Source organism: Streptomyces chartreusis NRRL 3882 (assembly GCF_900236475.1).
GTDB classification, from domain to species: Bacteria; Actinomycetota; Actinomycetes; order Streptomycetales; family Streptomycetaceae; genus Streptomyces; species Streptomyces chartreusis_D.
The window spans coordinates 2678041-2697014 of the sequence record NZ_LT963352.1 but is presented as its reverse complement, the minus strand read 5'-3'; the positions used below and the strand labels follow the sequence as shown (position 1 = coordinate 2697014).

15 protein-coding genes are annotated in these 18974 nt (G+C 72.0%); 12 read left to right on the top strand and 3 right to left on the bottom strand.

The window, feature by feature from the left end:
• Position 1 precedes the first annotated feature (1 nt).
• From gatA to gatB, 3 genes are read left to right on the top strand one after another with little or no spacing between them, the layout of a single operon-like run.
• On the top strand, positions 2-1501 hold the full coding sequence (gene gatA / locus SCNRRL3882_RS11835) for an Asp-tRNA(Asn)/Glu-tRNA(Gln) amidotransferase subunit GatA (protein ID WP_010041820.1): 1500 nt from the start codon (positions 2-4) through the stop codon (positions 1499-1501).
• Positions 1498-1737, top strand: coding sequence for a hypothetical protein (locus SCNRRL3882_RS11830; protein ID WP_010041822.1), 240 nt, complete (start codon positions 1498-1500; stop codon positions 1735-1737). The genes gatA and SCNRRL3882_RS11830 overlap by 4 nt, the downstream gene beginning before the upstream one ends.
• 15 nt (positions 1738-1752) lie before the next feature.
• Positions 1753-3267: an Asp-tRNA(Asn)/Glu-tRNA(Gln) amidotransferase subunit GatB gene (gene gatB, locus SCNRRL3882_RS11825; RefSeq protein WP_010041825.1), complete on the top strand. Its 1515-nt coding sequence runs from the start codon at positions 1753-1755 to the stop codon at positions 3265-3267.
• A gap of 66 nt (positions 3268-3333) precedes the next feature.
• Here gatB and SCNRRL3882_RS11820 read toward each other — a convergent pair whose 3' ends face one another.
• A complete protein-coding gene (locus tag SCNRRL3882_RS11820) occupies positions 3334-4143 on the bottom strand; it encodes a methyltransferase domain-containing protein (protein ID WP_010041827.1) in 810 nt (269 codons plus the stop codon).
• 190 nt (positions 4144-4333) lie between these two features.
• Here SCNRRL3882_RS11820 and SCNRRL3882_RS11815 point away from each other — a divergent pair, with 190 nt between their 5' ends.
• The 7 genes from SCNRRL3882_RS11815 (at position 4334) to SCNRRL3882_RS11785 (ending at position 12139) form a co-directional block, all read left to right on the top strand.
• Positions 4334-4756: a hypothetical protein gene (locus SCNRRL3882_RS11815; RefSeq protein ID WP_102514787.1), complete on the top strand. Its 423-nt coding sequence runs from the start codon at positions 4334-4336 to the stop codon at positions 4754-4756.
• A 156-nt stretch (positions 4757-4912) separates the two neighbouring features.
• Complete coding sequence (locus tag SCNRRL3882_RS11810; RefSeq protein WP_010041831.1) at positions 4913-7159, top strand: MMPL family transporter; 2247 nt, start codon at positions 4913-4915, stop codon at positions 7157-7159.
• Positions 7137-7712, top strand: a complete 576-nt coding sequence (locus SCNRRL3882_RS11805; protein ID WP_010041834.1) for a GNAT family N-acetyltransferase — start codon at positions 7137-7139, stop codon at positions 7710-7712. Before SCNRRL3882_RS11810 ends, SCNRRL3882_RS11805 begins: the two co-directional genes overlap by 23 nt.
• 35 nt (positions 7713-7747) lie before the next feature.
• Positions 7748-8278, top strand: coding sequence for a hypothetical protein (locus SCNRRL3882_RS11800; RefSeq protein WP_040903413.1), 531 nt, complete (start codon positions 7748-7750; stop codon positions 8276-8278).
• A 198-nt stretch (positions 8279-8476) separates the two neighbouring features.
• Positions 8477-8662, top strand: a complete 186-nt coding sequence (locus SCNRRL3882_RS11795) for a hypothetical protein (protein WP_010041838.1) — start codon at positions 8477-8479, stop codon at positions 8660-8662.
• Positions 8663-8832: 170 nt separating this feature from the next.
• Positions 8833-11901, top strand: a complete 3069-nt coding sequence (locus SCNRRL3882_RS11790; protein ID WP_040903420.1) for a helix-turn-helix transcriptional regulator — start codon at positions 8833-8835, stop codon at positions 11899-11901.
• 49 nt (positions 11902-11950) lie between these two features.
• On the top strand, positions 11951-12139 hold the full coding sequence (locus SCNRRL3882_RS11785; protein ID WP_010041845.1) for a DUF6191 domain-containing protein: 189 nt from the start codon (positions 11951-11953) through the stop codon (positions 12137-12139).
• Between the two features lie 7 nt (positions 12140-12146).
• Here SCNRRL3882_RS11785 and SCNRRL3882_RS11780 read toward each other — a convergent pair whose 3' ends face one another.
• Complete coding sequence (locus tag SCNRRL3882_RS11780; RefSeq protein WP_010041846.1) at positions 12147-13319, bottom strand: PQQ-dependent sugar dehydrogenase; 1173 nt, start codon at positions 13317-13319, stop codon at positions 12147-12149.
• Between the two features lie 125 nt (positions 13320-13444).
• Positions 13445-14443: an aldo/keto reductase gene (locus SCNRRL3882_RS11775; RefSeq protein WP_010041847.1), complete on the bottom strand. Its 999-nt coding sequence runs from the start codon at positions 14441-14443 to the stop codon at positions 13445-13447.
• Between the two features lie 77 nt (positions 14444-14520).
• On the opposite strand from SCNRRL3882_RS11775, the gene SCNRRL3882_RS11770 reads away from it, so the two are divergent.
• Positions 14521-15471: a 2-hydroxyacid dehydrogenase gene (locus SCNRRL3882_RS11770; RefSeq protein WP_029181304.1), complete on the top strand. Its 951-nt coding sequence runs from the start codon at positions 14521-14523 to the stop codon at positions 15469-15471.
• A gap of 424 nt (positions 15472-15895) precedes the next feature.
• Positions 15896-18901 (top strand): putative bifunctional diguanylate cyclase/phosphodiesterase, encoded by a 3006-nt coding sequence (locus SCNRRL3882_RS11765; RefSeq protein ID WP_162501111.1) that lies wholly within the window; start codon positions 15896-15898, stop codon positions 18899-18901.
• The last annotated feature ends 73 nt before the right edge of the window (positions 18902-18974 follow it).

Below are 18974 nucleotides of genomic sequence, written 5' to 3'. Positions count from 1 at the left end.
CATGACGGACAGCCCCATCATCAAGCTCACGGCCGCCGAGACCGCCGCGAAGATCGCCTCCGGCGAGCTCACGGCCGTCGAGGTCACCGAGGCCCACCTCGCCCGGATCGAGGCCGTCGATGAGAAGGTGCACGCCTTCCTGCACGTCGACCGCGAGGGCGCGCTCGCCCAGGCCCGTGCCGTCGACGAGAAGCGCGCCAAGGGGGAGAAGCTCGGCCCGCTGGCCGGCGTTCCCCTGGCGCTCAAGGACATCTTCACCACCGAGGGGATCCCGACCACCGTCGGTTCGAAGATCCTCGAAGGCTGGCTCCCGCCGTACGACGCGACCGTCACCAAGCGGCTCAAGGCCGCCGACGTGGTCATCCTCGGCAAGACCAACATGGACGAGTTCGCCATGGGGTCCTCCACCGAGAACAGCGCCTACGGGCCGACCGGCAACCCCTGGGACCTGACCAAGATCCCCGGCGGCTCCGGCGGCGGTTCCTCCGCCGCGCTCGCCTCCTTCCAGGCCCCGCTCGCCATCGGCACCGACACCGGCGGCTCCATCCGCCAGCCCGCCGCCGTCACCGGCACGGTCGGCGTGAAGCCGACGTACGGCGGGGTGTCGCGGTACGGCATGGTCGCCTTCTCCTCCTCCCTGGACCAGGGCGGCCCCTGCGCCCGCACGGTCCTGGACGCGGCCCTGCTGCACGAGGTGATCGCCGGTCACGACCCGATGGACTCCACCTCGATCGACGCCCCGGTCCCGCCGGTCGTCGAGGCCGCCCGCAACGGCAGCGTCGAGGGCATGCGCGTCGGCGTCGTCAAGCAGTTCCGCGGCGAGGGCTACCAGGCCGGTGTCATCCAGCGGTTCGACGAGTCCGTCGCGCTGCTGAAGGAACTGGGCGCCGAGATCGTCGAGCTGGACTGCCCGTCCTTCGACCTCGCGCTGTCGGCGTACTACCTGATCGCGCCGTCCGAGTGCTCCTCCAACCTCGCCCGCTTCGACGGCCTGCGCTACGGCCTGCGTACCGGCGACGACGGCACGCACTCCGCCGAGGAGGTCACCTCCCTGACCCGCGAGGCCGGCTTCGGCCCCGAGGTCAAGCGCCGCATCATGCTCGGCACGTACGCGCTGTCCAGCGGCTACTACGACGCGTACTACGGCAGCGCCCAGAAGGTCCGCACGCTCATCAAGCAGGACTTCGACAAGGCGTTCGAGCAGGTCGACGTGATCGTCTCCCCGACGACCCCGACCACCGCCTTCCCGATCGGCGAGCGCGCCGACGACCCGATGGCGATGTACCTCGCCGACCTGTGCACCATCCCGACCAACCTGGCGGGCAACGCGGCCATGTCGCTGCCGTGCGGTCTCGCCCCGGAGGACAACCTCCCGGTCGGTCTTCAGATCATCGCCCCGGTCATGAAGGACGACCGCCTCTACAAGGTCGGCGCCGCCGTCGAGGCCGCCTTCGTGGAAAAGTGGGGCCACCCGCTGATCGAGGAGGCTCCGTCGCTGTGAGTGCACTGACCAAGGCCAAGGGCTTCAAGAAGTCCAGGTCCGGCACGTACCTGTCCATGGCCGGTACCGCGTTCGGCGCGATCGGCGTCGCCAAGCGGCTGAAGAAGGCCCGCGCCGAGAAGGACACCCTGGTCCTGATCGACGCCACCGTGTCCGCCGTCGCCATCGTCACCGGTCTCGCGATCCTGTACCGCGAGCTGAAGCGGCTGGGCGACGACGACGTCCTGCTGGGCTGAGAGGGAAGTTTCACCGTGACCACCACGACCGACCTGGTGTCGTACGAGGAAGCACTCGCGTCGTACGACCCCGTCATGGGCCTCGAGGTCCATGTCGAACTCGGCACCAAGACCAAGATGTTCTGCGGTTGCTCGACCGCCCTCGGCCAGGACGCCAACGCGCAGACCTGCCCCGTGTGCCTCGGCCTGCCCGGCGCGCTCCCGGTCGTCAACGCGACCGGCGTCGAGTCCGCGATCAAGATCGGCCTCGCGCTGAACTGCGAGATCGCCGAGTGGTGCCGCTTCGCCCGGAAGAACTACTTCTATCCGGACATGCCGAAGAACTTCCAGACCTCCCAGTACGACGAGCCGATCGCCTTCAACGGTTACCTCGACGTACAGCTGGAGGACGGCGAGACCTTCCGCGTGGAGATCGAGCGCGCCCACATGGAGGAGGACACCGGCAAGTCCACGCACGTGGGCGGTGCGACGGGGCGCATCCACGGCGCCTCGCACTCGCTCCTGGACTACAACCGCGCCGGCATCCCGCTCATCGAGATCGTCACCAAGCCGATCGTCGGCGCGGGCGAGCGCGCCCCCGAGGTGGCGAAGGCGTACGTCCGTGAGCTGCGCGAGGTCATCAAGGCGCTCGGCGTCTCCGAGGCCCGTATGGAGATGGGCCAGATGCGCTGCGACGTGAACCTGTCGCTGCGCCCGAACGGCACCGAGAAGTTCGGCACGCGTTCCGAGACGAAGAACGTCAACTCGCTGCGGTCCGTGGAGCGCGCGGCCCGCTTCGAGATCCAGCGGCACGCGGCCGTGCTGAGCAGCGGCGGGACGATCATCCAGGAGACCCGGCACTTCCACGAGGACACGGGGTCGACGACCTCGGGCCGGGTGAAGGAGGAGGCCGAGGACTACCGGTACTTCCCGGAGCCCGATCTCGTCCCGGTGGCCCCGTCCCGGGAGTGGGTCGAGGAGCTGCGGGCCGCGCTGCCCGAGCTGCCGCTGGTCCGCCGCAACCGGCTCCGCGAGGAGTGGGGCGTCTCGGCCACCGACATGCAGGCGATCCTCAACGCCGGTGCGCTGGAGCCCATCGTCGCCACCATCGAGGCCGGGGCCGACGCCGCCTCCGCCCGCAAGTGGTGGATGGGCGAGCTGGCCCGCAGCGCCAACGAGTCGGGCAAGGCGCTCGACGAGCTGGCGATCACGCCGCAGCAGGTGGCGCGGGTCACCGAGCTGGTCGCGAAGGGCGACCTGAACGACAAGCTGGCCCGTCAGGTCATCGAAGGCGTCCTCGCGGGCGAAGGCACCCCGGACGAGGTCGTCGACAAGCGCGGTCTGAAGGTCGTCTCCGACGAGGGCGCGCTCACGGCCGCCGTCGACGAGGCGATCGCCGGCAACCCGGCCATCGCGGACAAGATCCGCGGCGGCAAGGTGGCGGCGGCCGGCGCGCTGGTCGGCGCGGTCATGAAGGCGACCCGGGGCCAGGCCGACGCGGCCCGCGTCAAGGAGCTGATCCTTCAGAAGCTGGGCGTCAGCGAGGGCTGAGCCCGGCGTTTTCCACAGCCCTGGGGGGATGCATCGGGACCGGTGCATCCCCCCAGGTGTGCCGCATCAGAGGCGGCGCCCCACGACGCGTGCGAAACCGAGGACGTGCTCCTCGTCGGCGTGCATCAGCTCCACCGACCAGCGAGCCATGTCCGCCATGAACTCGCTCGGGCTCTCCTCGGCGCACACCTCGCTCCACAGGAGCCAGTCGCGCCAGCCGTCCTCCAGCCAGTCGGCCGTCTCGACCTCCACGGCCCCGGTGCGCGTCCACTGCCGCCGCCACCAGGCGGGGGAGTGGAACGCCCAGAAGCCCGGGTCCTTCCGCCAGTACTCCTTCAGGTGCTCCGGCGGCTCGACGCCGTCGATCTCCTCGCGCAGCGCCGGTACGACGACGCCGATCCGCCCGCCGGGCTTCAGCAGCCGGGTCACGGTGGGCAGATACAGATCGTTGGTGCCGAAGTACTGGTAGGCGTCGACGGAGACGATCGCGTCGAAGCTGCCCGCGCCGAACGGCAGGTCGTGCGCCTCCGCGAACACGGGCAGGACGCGGTCCGCGACGCCGGCCTCGGCGATCCGCGCCGCATTCTCGTCGGGCTTGATCCACAGGTCGGCGGCGACGACCTGGACGTCGTACTCCTTCGCGAGGAACACGGACGTCATGGCGCGTCCGCAGCCCAGGTCGAGCACGCGCGCGCCGGGGGGCAGCTGCTCCAGGCCCAGCGCCGGGGCCAGCCACTCCAGCAGCCACAGAGCGTTCGGGCCCATCTGGTTCTCGATGGTCCAGCGGGCGTCGTAGGCGTTGCTGCGGGGGTAGCGGGGGTGGGTCAGACGGTCAGTGAGATGGTCGTTCGAGGTCCTGGAAGCGATGTCGGACATCGGTGAACGGGCTCCTTGAGTCCTTGAGGAAGAAGGGGGATGCGTAGGAGCTCGGTCGGACCGTCAAACAATGCACCTGCTTCGGCCGGGCGGCGACGTGCCGCGGGCGTTCCTCGGACCCGCGGACGCTAGCAGCCGGCCCGTCGGCCCCGCACCCGGTTTTCCCGCCCGACGCGCTACCGTCTCGGCCATGAGTGGACGCGCTGATTCCGACACCGATCCTGAGATAACGGACCCGGAGGCAGCCGCCGCGCAGGACACCGAGCCGGATGCCGCGCCGGACGAGCCCGATGACGAACCGGCCGAGCCGGACGACGAGCCGGACGACGAGCCGGACGACGAGCCGGACGACGCCGACGATCCGGCGGAGGGCGCGCGGCGGGCCCGCTGGACGGCGGCGGGTACCGGCGCCGCGCTCACCCTGGCAGGGCTGTCCGCGGCACTGCTCCGCCTCACCCGCTCCGCACCGGCATTCGTCCCGGCGGCGTACGCCTGCGGCGCGGCCGTCTGCGCGGGCGCCGCCGTGCTGGGCGCCCGCGGACGCACCCGACGGGCGCTGTGGCTGCTGATCGCCGGCGTGATGGTGATGGCGCTGGGGGATCAGTTCGACTGACCGCATCGCTGTGAATAAGCCCACGAAACCGACAAATGATCTCGTTCGCCTGTAAGAGTGATTCCGCATTGCTCATGCGTTCTTTGCGGGCTGTTCAGTTCATGGACAACTGTTCCCGGTCAAAGATCCAAAAAAGTCACCCTGGGAGCACGTTTCGTGGCAGCCCTCGCACGCTGGTGTGTCCAACGCCGTCTGGTCACCGTTCTGCTGTGGCTCCTCGCCTTCGCGGGGGTGGCCGCGGGGGCCGCCGTCGCCGGCTCCGCGTACTCGAACGACTACCAGGTCCCGGGCACCGAGTCGGGCCGCGCCACCCAGCTGCTGCACGAGGGCTTCCCGCGACTCGGCGGCGACAGCGACACCGTCGTCTGGCACACCAGCTCCGGCAGCGTCCGCGCCGCCGACGTCGAGCAGACGATGACCCGCGCCCTGGAACGCGTCGAGAACCTGCCCGGCGTGGCCTCCGTGACCAGCCCCTACGACGGGCCGGGCACGGGACGCGTCAGCGAGGACGGCCGTACGGCGTACGCCACGGTAACCTTCGACGACCCGGCGCAGGACATCAGCAAGAGCGAGGCGCAGGCCGTCGTCGACACCGCGAAGAGCGCGGAGACCGACGGGCTCCAGGTGGAGCTGGGCGGCAGCGCCGTCGGGCTCACCCAGTCCTCCGGCGGGCACCTCGCCGAGGTCATCGGCGTGGTGGTCGCAGCGGTCGTGCTGTTCCTCGCCTTCGGCTCGCTCGCCGCCTCACTGCTGCCCATCGCCACCGCCCTGGTCGGCGTCGGCACCGCCTACGCCGGGATCGTGCTGCTCGGGCACGCCATGACCGTCGCCGACTTCGCCCCCATGCTCGGCATGCTGATCGGGCTCGGCGTCGGCATCGACTACGCGCTGTTCATCGTCACCAGACACCGGCGCGGGCTGAAACGCGGGCTGTCCGTCACCGAGGCGGCCACCAACGCCGTCGCGACCACGGGACGGGCGGTCGTCTTCGCGGGTGCCACCGTTTGCATCGCCCTGCTGGGCATGTTGATCCTGCGGCTGAGCTTCCTCAACGGCGTCGCCTTCGCCGCCAGTCTGACCGTGATCCTCACCGTCGCGGCCTCCGTGACGCTGCTGCCCGCCCTGCTGTCCCTCATCGGCATGCGGGCGCTCAGCCGCCGCGAGCGCCGCCGCCTGGCGGAGCACGGGCCCGAACCCGAACTGCCCACGGGCTTCGCCGCCCGCTGGTCGGCATTCGTCGAGCGCCACCCCAAGGTGCTCGGCGTGGTCGCCCTGGTGGTCATGGCCGTCCTCGCGCTGCCCACGTTCTCCCTGCACCTGGGCACCTCCGACCAGGGCAACGACCCGAAGACATCCACCACCCGCCAGGCCTACGACCTCCTCGCCGAGGGCTTCGGCCCGGGCGTCAACGGCCCGCTCACCCTCGTCACGAAGGTCGACGGAGCGGACGACAAGCTCGCCCTGGACAACCTCGACGCCACGCTCCGGAGCACCGAGGGCGTCGCCTCGGTGACGCCGGTGACGTTCGGCTCCGGCGGCGACACCGCGTACCTCACCGTCGTACCGGAGTCCTCGCCGCAGTCGAAGCAGACCAGCGACCTCGTCGACCGGCTGCGCGACCAGGTGCTGCCCCGGGCGGAGGCGGGCACCTCGCTCGACGTGCAGGTCGGCGGCATGACGGCCGGCTACGACGACTTCGCCGACGTCATCGTCGCCAAGCTGCCGGTCTTCGTCGGGGTCGTGATCGGCCTGGGCTGTCTGCTGCTCCTGCTCGCCTTCCGCTCGATCGGCATCCCGCTGAAGGCCGCCGCGATGAACGTCGCCGCCGTGGCCTCCGCCTTCGGGGTGGTCGTCGCGATGTTCCAGTGGGGCTGGGGCAGCGAACTGCTCGGCCTCGGCAGCGCCGGTCCCATCGAGCCCTTCCTGCCCGTGATCATGGTGTCGGTGCTCTTCGGCCTGTCCATGGACTACCAGGTCTTCCTGGTGAGCCGGATGTACGAGGAGTGGCTGGAGACCGGCGACAACCGGCGTGCCGTCCGGGTCGGCCTCGCCGAGACCAGCCGCGTGATCAACTCGGCGGCGGTCATCATGATCTCCGTCTTCCTCGCCTTCGTGCTCAGCGGCGACCGCGTGATCGCCATGTTCGGCATCGCCCTGGCCGCCGCCGTCGCCCTGGACGCCTTCGTCCTGCGCACGCTCCTCGTGCCCGCCCTGATGCACCTGCTCGGCGGCGCCAACTGGTGGCTGCCCCGCTGGCTCGACACGCGCATGCCCCGCATCAGCATCGAACCGCCCGAGAGCCGTGCCGCCCATGAGAGGCTGGCCGCCGCGACGGACGCCGAGGTGGCGGACGTCCTGGCGGAGGAGGAGCGGCAGCGGGATGTACGCGATATCCCTGGGTGACGACGGCGCCGAACTGCGCCCCCTGGAGCCCTGGCACGCGGAGGAGTTCTTCGCGCACCTGGAGCGGGGCAGGGACTTCATCGGGCGGTTCATCGGCTTCGGGTCACAGGAGACGGACGTGGAGTCCGCGCGGGCCCTGCTCCAGCGGTACGCCGACATGCGCGCCGCCGACACCCGCTCGCTGCACGGACTGTGGCTGAACGGCAAGCTCGTGGGCGGCGTGCTGTTCCTGAACTTCGACGCCGCGAGCGGCAACTGCGAGGTCGGCTGCTGGCTGGAGCCCGCCGGGACCGGGCGGGGACTGGTCACCCGGGCGATGCGCGTCCTCATCGACTGGGCGGTCGAAGAGCGCGGCATTCACCGGATCGAGTGGATCGCCGCTTCGGGCAATCAGGCGAGTCTGAACGTGGCGCGGCGCCTCGGCATGACCCGTGACGGTGTGCGGCGCGAGGCCCACCCCTATGGTGGCGTACGGCACGATCTCGAAGTCTGGTCGGTGCTGGCGCCCGAGTGGCGTGCCGCACGCGCGCGTGCCGCTCACGACGATCATTAAGAGACTTCTCAGACAGCGACCCTACGGTGCGACACATGGCAACGAACGCAGTGGACGAGACCGAGGCCACCGAGGCCACGACCGACGAGAAGGCGGTGGACACCACCAAGTCCGACGAGGTGACCCGGACCGAGGTCCCGGCCGAGGCCGCCGAGACCAAGGAGGAGGGCGCCTCCGGCGTCGGCCAGGGCGCTGCCGCCGTGGTCTCCGCCGCACTGGGCGTCGTCTCGCTCACCGGCAGCTGGATCGGCACGGTGGCTGCCGCACGGCAGAACCTCGTCGGTCAGCTGGAGACCGCGCAGAACGCGGGCGTGGCCAAGCAGATCCAGGCGGTCTACGGCGACGCCTGGCAGACCACCGCCCTGTGGGGCGGCCTGTTCGCGGTGACGGCGCTGATCGTCGGCGTCTTCGTGCTGGCCCGGCCGGCCTTCGGCACCCCTGGCAGGGTCCAGGCCCCCTGGATCAAGTCGGTCGCCTGGGCGGGTGTCGCGCTCGGCGTGATCGGCCTGTTCCTGGCCGTCCTCAAGTACACCGGCATCCTCCTCGGACTGCCGTCGGCCAGCTGAGGTTCCGCAGCTCCTGAGGGGTCTTAGGGCATCCGTGAGCACCTTACGGAGGCCCTGAGGCCCCTCAGCCGTGTCTAAGGCCCCGCCCGCCCCCGAAGATGCGGAACTCTCCCGATGTGGCAGCCCCGCCTGGGAGACGAAGGTGGAGGCATCGCAGAAAGCGAAGCCCTCGACCCGACCTCTCACCAAGGACACGCCATGTACGAGTACGAGTTCCAGCAGTTGCGCGCCGCCGACCTCATCCGCCGCGCCGACCACGAGCGCCAGGTCCGCGAGGCCGCCCGGGCCCGCCGCGCCGCCCGCCGCGAAGCCGCCGAAGGCTCCGCCGAGCACGAGAGCCATAGCCGCCGCTTCCGCCGGCCACGGTCCGCCCGGGCCGCGTGAACACGGGGGCGGGACCGGCCGCCTCCGTGATCGTCGGTGGGGAAGCGGCCGCTGACGCTGTGGCGGTCCGCCCGGAGGCGGCGGCCGGTTCGGTCGTCCGGGCGGCAGCGGCCGGCGGTCCGGTGGTCCGTCGTGGCCGAACCGGTGCCGCGCCGCCGGACCCGCATGCGATGCTCGGGTCCGTGGAGACCAGGTCCGTCAGCCCCGTGTTCGTCGGCCGCGCGGCCGAGTTGGGCTTGCTCGACGAAGTGCTCGCCGGTGCCGCCGCGGGCGACCCGCAGGCGTTGCTCATCGGCGGCGAGGCCGGAGTCGGCAAGACCCGCCTCGTCGAGGAGTTCGCCGTCGCGGCACGCAGGCGGGGCGCGGTCGTCGCGCTCGGCGGCTGCGTCGAGATCGGCGCCGACGGGCTGCCGTTCGCGCCGTTCTCCACCGCCCTGCGCGCCCTGCGCCGCGAGCTGCCCGGGCAACTCGCCGCCGCGGCCGCCGGACAGGAGGAGGAGCTGGCCCGGCTGCTCCCCGAGATCGGCACGGCCGCCGCACGCGAGGCGGCCCGGCACGACGAGGACGGCATGGCCCGCCTCTTCGAACTCACCGCTCGCCTGCTGGAGCGCGTCACCGCCGAGCACACCGTCGTCCTCGCCCTGGAGGACCTGCACTGGGCCGACGCCTCCACCCGGCACCTGCTCTCCTACCTCTTCCGCACCCTGCGCACCGGCCGCCTCGTCGTCCTCGCCACCTACCGCTCCGACGACATCCACCGCCGCCACCCGCTCCGGCCCCTGCTCGCCGAACTCGACCGGCTCCGCACCGTCCGCCGCCTCGAACTCGCCCGCTTCAACCGCGAGGAGGTGTGCCGCCAGGTCGCGGGCATCCTCGCCCAGGAACCCGACCCCGACCAGGTCGACGCGATCTTCGAACGCTCCGACGGCAACGCCTTCTTCGTCGAGGAACTCGCCGTCGCCGCCCACGAGGGCTGCCGCACGGGCCTGACCGACTCCCTGCGCGACCTGCTGCTCGTCCGGGTGGAAGGGCTGCCGGAGACCGCCCAGCAGGTCGCCCGGATCGTGGCCGAGGGCGGCTCCACCGTCGAGTACCGGCTGCTGGCCGCCGTCGCCCGGCTCGCCGAGGACGACCTCATCGAGGCGCTGCGGGCCGCCGTGAACGCCAGCATCCTCACCCCCGCGCCCGGCGGCGACGGCTACCGCTTCCGCCACTCCCTGGTCCGCGAGGCCGTCAGCGACGACCTGCTCCCCGGCGAGCGCTCCCGCCTCAACCGCCGCTACGCCGAAGCCCTGGAGACCGATCCGACCCTCGTCCCGGCCGACCAGCACGCGACGCGCCTGGCCAGCTACTGGTACCACGCCCACGACGCGGCCAAGGCCCTGCCCGCCGTGCTCGACGCCGCCGTCGAGGCCCGCCACCGCCACGCCTACGCCGAGCAACTGCGGCTGCTGGAACGGGCGATGGAACTGTGGGACGCCGCCCCCGAAGCCGTACGCCGGACCCTGCGCCCCGTCGACTACGCCGAGGTCTATCCGACCTGCGGCGGCCCGGAGACCACCGCGCTGCGCCACCTCGACCTGCTGGCCGAGGCGGCCGTCGCCGGACGGCTCTGCGGCGAGCGCGAACGCGCCCTGAAGATCACCAAGCGGGCGCTGCGCCAGCTGGACGAGGAAGACGACCCCCTGCGCGCCGCCTGGTTCTGGATCCAGCGCTCCCGGCTGGTGCAGCGGCTCGCCCGCGGCGACGGCTGGAAGGAGATCGCCACCGCGCAGGACCTGGTCCGCGGCCTGCCGCCGTCCGAGGTGCACGCCGAGGTGCTCGCCACGGTCGCCCACTGGTCGATGCTCCACCAGCCGGGCCCGGAGGCCCTGACGGCCGCCGAGCGGGCGGTGGAGTACGCGCGCATGGTGGGCGCCGACGACATCGAGGCCAACGCCCGGCTCACCCTCGGCGGACTCATGATCGACGCCGGGCAGATCGAGGCCGGGCTGGCCCACATGCACGAGGTCAGGGACGAGGTCGTCGCCCGGGGTCTCCCGGCGGTCGTGGGCCGCAGCCATGTGAACCTGCCCTCCGCCCTGGAAGGCATCGGGCGCTCCGAAGAGGCCGTGCGCGTCCTCCACGAGGGCCTGCGCCTCACCGGCAGGATGGGCCTGCGGGACGCCGAGGGCTGGGTCTGGGGCAACCTCGCCGAGTCGCTCATCTCCCTGGGCCGCTGGGACGAGGCGGCCGAGGCGGCCGTCAACGCCCAGCGGCGCGGGCAGACGGCCGCGCCGTACGGGTCGGGCGCCAACAGCCTGGCGTTCCTCGCCCTCGCCCGCGGCCGGGTGCCCGAGGCGGCTCGGCATCTCGCCGAGAGCCGCGCCTCCTACGGCCCCCACGACCCCATGCCGCAGCACGACCTGCCGATCGCCTGCCTCACCATCCAGGTCGCCGTCGCCGAGGGCCGCCTGGCCGACGCCCGTGCCGAACTGGCCCGCACCCTGGAGTCCGGTTTCCCGCCCGGCACCCAGCGCTACGCCTGGCCCCTGCTGCTCGAAGCCGCCACGGCCGAGGCCGACGCCCGGGCGCTGCCGACCGCGCGGGACGGCCGCGAAGGGGCCCTGGAGAGCATCTTCGAGGCCGTCAAACGCCTCACCACGAACGCCCCCGTCTGGCTCGCCCACGAGAGGTGGGTCCGCGCCGAACTCCACCGCGCCGAATTCCATGGCGCCGGAAGCCGGAGCGCCCCGGACACCTGGTCGGAGGTGGTCACGGCCTTCGAACCCCTGGACCGCCCCTACGACCTCGCCCGCGTCCGGTACCGACTGGCCGAGTCGCTGCTGACGGACGGCGGCGAGGCCGACGAGCGCGACCGGGCCACGGAACTGCTCCGCCTCGTCCATGCCGCGGCCCGCCACCTGGGGGCCCGGCCGCTCGCCGACGCCGCCACCGCGCTCGCCCGGCGCGCCCGCCTGCCGCTCACACCCGCCACGGAACCGGAGTCCGCCCCCGCGGACCCCGCCGAGGCGCTCGGCCTGACCAGCAGGGAGCGGGACGTGCTGCGCCTGGTCGCCGCCGGTCACACCAACCGCCGGATAGCCGAGGAACTTTTCATCTCCCCGAAGACCGCGAGCGTCCACGTCTCCAACATCCTGGCGAAGCTCGGCGTCTCCGGGCGCGGCGAGGCGGCGGCGGTGGCGCACCGGCTGGGGCTGTTCCCGGCCGAATCCGTCACGCCGGGCCCGGCAGGCTGAGGTATACGCTGTAAAGGACGTCGGGGGACTCGCGGCCCTGGGAGGCTCCGTGTTCAACATGTTCGAGGAACTGTTCGCACCCGGCCGCAAACACACCCGTGACGAACAGAACCGCCTGGAGCTGACCCGGCAGGACACCGGGGACGGCGATCCCGGACGCGGGCCGATAGACCTCTCGTCCGGGAAGGTCGTCGTACGCCCGCCACGGGAGCCGGAGGCCGAAGACCCCGAGGAGTGAGCCCGGGTCAGGTCACCCGCAGTTCCAGGATCCGGTCGTCCCCGTCCTTCGGACTGCCCCGGCCGTCCGTGTTGCTGGTCACCAGCCACAGCCGGTCGCCGCCGGCCGGGACCACCGTGCGCAGCCGGCCGTACTCGCCCTCCAGGAACGCCTGCGGTTCGGCAGAGGCCTCGGTGCCGTTCAGCGGGATGCGCCACAGCCGCTTGCCGCGCAGGCCCGCCATCCAGACCGACCCCTCGGCGTAGGCGATGCCGCTGGGCGAGGCCTCGGCCGTGGTCCACTGCTCGACCGGGTTGTGGAACCCGGAGTCGTCGGACCTGCCCTCGGCCTCCGGCCAGCCGTAGTTGTCGCCGGGCTTGATCGCGTTGAGCTCGTCCCAGGTGTCCTGGCCGAACTCCGAGGCGAACAGGCGCTGCTTGGCGTCCCAGGCGAGGCCCTGCACATTGCGGTGGCCGTACGAGTACACCGGCGAGTTCCGGAACGGGTTGCCCGGCGCCGGCTCGCCCTCCGGGGTCAGCCGCAGGATCTTGCCGCCCACGGAGTCCTTGTCCTGGGACAGGCCCGTGTCACCGCTCTCGCCCGTGCCGACGTACAGCATCTTGTCCGGGCCGAACTCGATCCGGCCGCCGTTGTGGATGAAGCCCTTGGGGATGCCCTTGAAGACCGTGTCGGGAGCGCCGAGCTGCTCGCCGGAGGGCTTCTTCTCGTCGTACAGCATGCGGACGATGCGGTTGTCGGAGGCCGAGGTGAAGTATGCGTAGACCATGTGGTCCGAGGCGTAGTCGGGCGACAGGGCGATGCCGAGCAGGCCGCCCTCACCGGCGGCCGATACGCCCGGCACCTCGCCCAGCTCGGTCTTCCTGCCGGTCTTCTCGTCGACCCGGACGATCGTCCCGTCGTCCCGCGAGGAGACGAGCAGGCCGCCGCCCGGCAGCGGGGCGAGGCCCCAGGGGGAGTCCAGGCCCTCGGCGACGGTCCGCACCACCTTCACCGAGCCCTTGGCGGGCGGTGTCTCCTGCCCGGCCTGTCCCGTCGGTGCGGACGACCCCGGTGCGCTACTGCTCGGGGAGGCGCTCTTGTCCGTGCCGGACGCTCCTCCGCCGTCGGAGGAGCAGCCGGCCGTCAGCAGGAGCGCGGCGGCGGCCAACACGGTCGGCACGGCTCGACGTTGCACGATCATGGTCCCTTCGACGGGGCAGGTCTTCTCCCTGTCATACACCGCCCGCGCCTCGCAAGTTCCCGATCACGGAACGCGCAGCCGCGAACACGGGGTTTGCCCGAAACGCCCCCGGCGCGGGACGGGGCTCAGTCCCACGACCCCTGTGCCGGCGGCAGTTCCGCCACCTCGCGCAGATCCTCGGCCGTCAGGCGCAGGGCCGCCGCGGCGGCGTTCTCCGTGACCCAGCGCTCCTGCTTCGTGCCGGGGACCGGGACCACGTGCCGGCCCTGGGCGAGGACCCAGGCGAGGGCGACCTGGGCGGGGGTGACGTGCTCACCGTGGCGCCGGGCCACCCGGCGCAGGCCCGCGACGATCGGCTGGTTCGCGGCCATCATCTCGGCCGTGAAGCGAGGGTGCCGGGCCCGGAGGTCGTCCGCCTCGAAGCCCGCGCCGGGCCGCAGCCGGCCGGTCAGGAAGCCGTTGCCGAGCGGCATCGCCGCCAGGAACCCGATGCCCCGCGTCTCGCACCACGGCAGCAGCGTCTCGAGCGCCTCCGGCGACCACACCGACAGCTCGGCCTCCACCGCGCTCACCGGGAACACCTGCTGCACCCGCTCCAGCTGCCGGATCGTCGCGTCGTGCAGCCGGGCCCCCGAGCGGCGGCCGGCCCGCGCGCCCACCGCGCACAGGCCCAACGCCCTGACCTTCCCGGCCCTGACGAGCTCCGCCATCGCGCCCCACGTCTCCTCGACGGGCACTTCGGGGTCGGCCCGGTGCAGCTGGTAGAGGTCTATGACGTCCGTCTGGAGGCGCCGCAGCGACGCGTCGCAGGCCCGTTTCACATACCCGGGGCGGCCGTTGGCGACGATGTGCTGGTCGCCCACGAGCAGACCGACCTTCGTCGACACGAACGCGTCCGACCGCCGCTCCTTCAACGCCCGCCCCACCAGGAGTTCGTTGGTGAAGGGGCCGTACATGTCGGCCGTGTCCAGCAGGGACGAACCCAGGTCGAGCGCCCGGTGCACCGCCCTGAGCGACTCGTCGCCGCGCTGCCGCGACGCGCTGTACGCCCAGCTCATCGGCATGCACCCGAGTCCGACGGCCCCCACCGCGAGCGCCGCCGCGCCGATCGTCCTGCGCTCCACCTGGTCGTGACCCTCCCTGTTCCGGCCACCCCAACCTAACCTCTGGCGTCGCACCCTCCTGACATAGCCTCCAGAGCATGACTGCTGATGTGTGGCTGCCCATCCCGCCGGACGAGATCGAGGGACTCCCCGGGGGCCCCGCCTACCGCTTCTGGAACGGTGAGGAGGACTTCCCGGCGGACCCGGCGGACTGCGCCTTCTATGTCGTCCCCTACATGAAGCCCAGCCCGCTCTGCGTGCGTCCGATGCCGGAGATGAGCCACGTACAGGTCGTGCAGACCCTCTCGGCCGGGATCGACCACGTGGAGCCGGGGCTGCGGCACCTGCGTCCGGGGGTGCGGCTGTGCAACGCGCGCGGAGTGCACGAGGCCAGCACCGGAGAGCTCACCCTCGCGCTGATCCTGGCCTCGCTGCGTGGTGTCCCCGACTTCGTCCGTGCGCAGGACCGCGGGGAGTGGCTCGCCGGCTTCCGGCCCGCGCTCGCCGACAAGAACGTCCTCATCGTCGGATACGGATCGATCGGCGAGGCCATCGAGGACCGGCTCGTTCCGTTCGAGGTGGCGCGGGTGGCGCGCGTCGCGCGCTCCGAGCGCACCACGGCGCGCGGGCCGGTGCATCCGCTCACCGAACTCCCCGCGCTGCTCCCGGAAGCGGACGTCGTCATCCTGTCCACGCCGCTCACCGAAGCGACCCGTGGCCTGGCCGGGGCCGACTTCATGTCCCGGATGAAGGACGGGGCGCTCCTCGTCAACGTCGCCCGCGGCCCCGTCGTCGACACCAAGGCGCTGCTCGCGGAACTGGAGAGCGGCCGCATCACCGCCGCCCTCGACGTCACCGACCCGGAGCCCTTGCCGCGCGAACACCCGCTGTGGCGTGCGCCGGGGGTACTCATCAGCCCGCACGTCGGCGGTCCCACCTCCGCGTTCCTGCCGCGCGCCAAGCGGCTCCTGGTGGACCAGTTGAACCGTTATGTGAACCGGGAGCCGCTGCGCAACGTGATCCTTACGACGGGTGCATCAACCGGCTGATCCGAACTCGAGTACCGTCCGCAATCCTTCGGGCGCGGTGGGTACTCATATATCTGTTGATCGTCACGGAGAGTAGAGAACCTATGTCCCTGAGTGACGAGACTGGTGTATCGTCCCGACAGGGGCTGCGCCGCGGACCGTTCGGCGCCGGGGATGGACACTTCGGACTGTGAGGGGGGCGACAGGCGATGCACGGCCTATGGACGAGCGATCCGACGGGGCGGGGCTGCCGGCGGCGACCCTGGCGGACGGCCGCGGGCAGACGCGGTCACCACGCCGATCACGGCGGGCACCACACCCACCACAGCGACCAGCGCACCGACCACAGCCATCGCCGCCGCAGGCCCGGCAGCCGCGGAAGGCATGGCCAGCCGGCGCACCGGGGCCCAGGGGACCCGGGGGCGGCTCGGACCGGGAGGGCCCGGTGAGCGCGCCGCCGACCCCCGCACCCACGCTCGACGGAGCGCTGCGGGCACAGCCTCCGTCCCCGGGGGCGCTGCTGCCCCGCACACCGGCCCCCGGCCCCCGGCCGGGCCCGGCCCTCCAACTCGTCCTCGCCCTGGTCTGCGCGGGATACGCCGTCGGTTCCGCGCTCGGCTGGGGTTCGAGCGAACTGGCTCTGATCATGGGCGACTTCGGGCTGAGCGCCGCGGCGGCCACCGCCGCCGTGTCGTGCTTCCTCTACGCCCGCAGCCGCCACACCCGCTTTCGACCCGCCTGGCTGCTGTTCGGCCTCTCCTCGGCCATGGCGTCCCTGGGCAACCTGGTCTGGGGGTGGTACGAGGTCGTCCTCGGACAGCCCGTGCCCAGTCCCAGCTACGCCGACCTGTTCTTCCTCTGCTTCGCCCCGCCCGCGATCGTCGGGCTGCTCGTGCTCGCCAAGCGGCCGGTCACCAAGGCCGGCTGGGTCTGCCTCGGGCTGGACGCCTGGCTGATCGGCGGCTCGCTGCTCACCCTGGCCTGGAGCCTCGCCCTCGCCCAGGCCGCGAAGTCCGAAGGGCCCGGCGTGGCGCACACCGCGCTGTCGCTGGCCTACCCGCTGCTCGACATCGCGCTGGTCAGCATGGTCCTCGCGCTGCACTTCAGGCGGTCGGCGGTGAACCGCTCCGCCGTCAACACCGCGATCGGCGCGCTCGCGCTGACCGTGATGTGCGACGCCCTGTTCACCTCACCGCTGATGCACCACGACTACCACTCGGGCCAGCTGCTCGACGCGGGCTGGTTCGCCGGCTCGCTGCTCCTGGCCTACGCCCCGTGGGCCGGGCCCCGCACGCCGGACACCGACCGGCAGGGCCCGGCGGGGCGCACGCGCGTGGTGCACGAGCACATGCCCGGGCAGCGCGGCGGCCCGCACCCCCCTCTGCCCCTGCCCGGAGGCGAGCTCGGCCGGTATCCGGCCGCCCGGCCCATCGCCGGTTCCCTCGCCGCCCTCACGCCGTATCTCGCGGCGGCCGTGTGCACCCTGGGGATCCTCTACAACGTCCTCAACGGCCGCAGCGTCGACCGCGTGGTCCTGCTCACCGGCGGCACGGTCGTGCTCGCGCTCGTCGTGCGCCAGGGCATCATGCTGCTCGACAACATCACCCTCACCCAGGAGCTGGCGCAGCAGGAGAACCACTTCCGCTCCCTGGTGCAGGGCTCCAGCGACGTGATCATGATCGCCGCACCCAGCGGGGTCCTGAGGTACGTCTCCCCGGCCGCCGCCGGTGTGTACGGCCGCCCGGCGGAGGAGCTGGTGGGCACGGAGCTGGCCAATCTGATCCACCCGGAGGACCTGGGCTGCGTCGTGCACGAGGTGCGGCGTTTCCTCGCCGCCCATCCCGTCGAGGAACCCACAACGCGCATCGAGTGCCGATTCCGCTCGGGTGACGGAGGCTGGCTGAACGTCGAGTCGACCGTCAACCGCCATCAGGGCGGCCTCATCTTCAACAGCAGGGACGTGACCGAAAGGGTGCGGCTCCAGGCCCAGTTGCAGCACAACGCCGAGCACGACCCGCTCACGGACCTGCCCAACCGGGCCCTGTTCACCAAGCGCGTGCAGCACGCCCTCTCGGGGCGCCGCGCCTCCGACCGGGGCGTGGCCCTGCGGAACACGGCCGTGCTGTTCATCGATCTCGACGGCTTCAAGGCCGTCAACGACACGATCGGGCACCAGGCGGGGGACGAGCTGCTCATCCAGGCCGCCCGCCGCCTCCAGGACTCCGTCCGGCAGGGCGACACCGCCTCCCGGCTGGGCGGCGACGAGTTCGCGGCCCTGATCGTCGGGGACAACACCCGCGACCGCGAGGCGAGGCAGCGGCACATACTGGAGCTCGCCGAACGCCTCAGGACGACGCTGTCCCAGCCGTACGTCATCGACGGCAACGATGTCCGGGTCAACGCCTCCATCGGTGTCGCCTTCGCGGAGGCCGGCCTCGGCGCGGGCGAGTTGCTGCGCAACGCCGACCTGGCGATGTACCGGGCGAAGGCCGGCGGCAAGGGACGCGTCGAGCTGTACAAGCCGCAGATGCAGCAGGACGTCGTACGGAAGGCGGAGCTGGCCACGCGACTGCGGGCCGCGCTGCACGACGGCGAGTTCGCCCTGCTGCACCAGCCGGTGGTGTCCCTGGAGGACGGCCGCATCGCGTCGGTGTCCGCGCAGGCGCGCTGGCGCTCCTCGCAGGGGGTGCTGTTCACCCCCGCGGAGTTCCTGCGCGTGGCCGAGGACAGCGACAAGACGGCCGAGCTGGGCCGGTGGATGATCGAGGAGGCCGTCGAACAGGCCGCCGAACGGCATGCGACCGGGCTGTCCGTGCCGGTCGTCGTCCGGATGAGCGCCCGTCGGCTGCTGGACCGGTCGATGCCGCTCGGCACCATCGAGGCGCTGCTCACCCGGCACGGGCTGCCGTCCGGGTCGCTGATCATCGAGCTGTCCGACGCCGACCCCAGGGCCGGCCTGGACGAGCTGGAGCGGCGGCTGGGCGCCCTCAGGCGGGTCGGTGTCCGGATCGCCCTCGACGGGTTCGGCAGTGGCTACGGGGCGATCACGGCCCTCAGGCGGCTGCCCGTCGACTGGCTGAAGCTCGATCGCAGTCTGGTCGAGGGCGTCGTCGAGTCCGCCCGCCTGCACAAGATCACCAGTGGGCTGCTGCGCATCGCCGGCGACCTCGGGCTGAAGACCGTGGCCGAGGGGGTGGATCTGCCCGAGCAGGTCGTCGCCCTGCGCGCGATGGGCTGCACCCACGGGCAGGGCATGGCGTTCTCCGGGCCGCTCGACGAGTACCGGCTGCGCCGGGCGCTCGCTTCCGGCCATTATCCGATGCCGCACGGACCGGCCGAACCGGCGCTCGCGGGCGGTGCCTCGCGGGTGTACAGCTCGGGGGTGTCCGCCGTCATCGGAGGCGGCACGGCCCTCTGCTCACATAATGAGACTCCCGTCCCACCCACTTGACAGTGAGTGCGTGCCGGGGGGAGGGTCTGTGCCATGCGCACCCGAATTCTCGTACTTGGAAAGCGCGTCGGCT

What these genes read in the sequence shown, in the direction of transcription:
- gatA (WP_010041820.1), top strand. Translation starts at nt 2, where the DNA reads ATGACGGACAGCCCCATCATCAAGCTCACGGCCGCCGAGACCGCCGCG.
- SCNRRL3882_RS11820 (WP_010041827.1), bottom strand. Translation starts at nt 4,143, where the DNA reads ATGTCCGACATCGCTTCCAGGACCTCGAACGACCATCTCACTGACCGT.
- SCNRRL3882_RS11815 (WP_102514787.1), top strand. Translation starts at nt 4,334, where the DNA reads ATGAGTGGACGCGCTGATTCCGACACCGATCCTGAGATAACGGACCCG.
- SCNRRL3882_RS11805 (WP_010041834.1), top strand. Translation starts at nt 7,137, where the DNA reads ATGTACGCGATATCCCTGGGTGACGACGGCGCCGAACTGCGCCCCCTG.
- SCNRRL3882_RS11800 (WP_040903413.1), top strand. Translation starts at nt 7,748, where the DNA reads ATGGCAACGAACGCAGTGGACGAGACCGAGGCCACCGAGGCCACGACC.
- SCNRRL3882_RS11795 (WP_010041838.1), top strand. Translation starts at nt 8,477, where the DNA reads ATGTACGAGTACGAGTTCCAGCAGTTGCGCGCCGCCGACCTCATCCGC.
- SCNRRL3882_RS11790 (WP_040903420.1), top strand. Translation starts at nt 8,833, where the DNA reads ATGCTCGGGTCCGTGGAGACCAGGTCCGTCAGCCCCGTGTTCGTCGGC.
- SCNRRL3882_RS11780 (WP_010041846.1), bottom strand. Translation starts at nt 13,319, where the DNA reads ATGATCGTGCAACGTCGAGCCGTGCCGACCGTGTTGGCCGCCGCCGCG.
- SCNRRL3882_RS11770 (WP_029181304.1), top strand. Translation starts at nt 14,521, where the DNA reads ATGACTGCTGATGTGTGGCTGCCCATCCCGCCGGACGAGATCGAGGGA.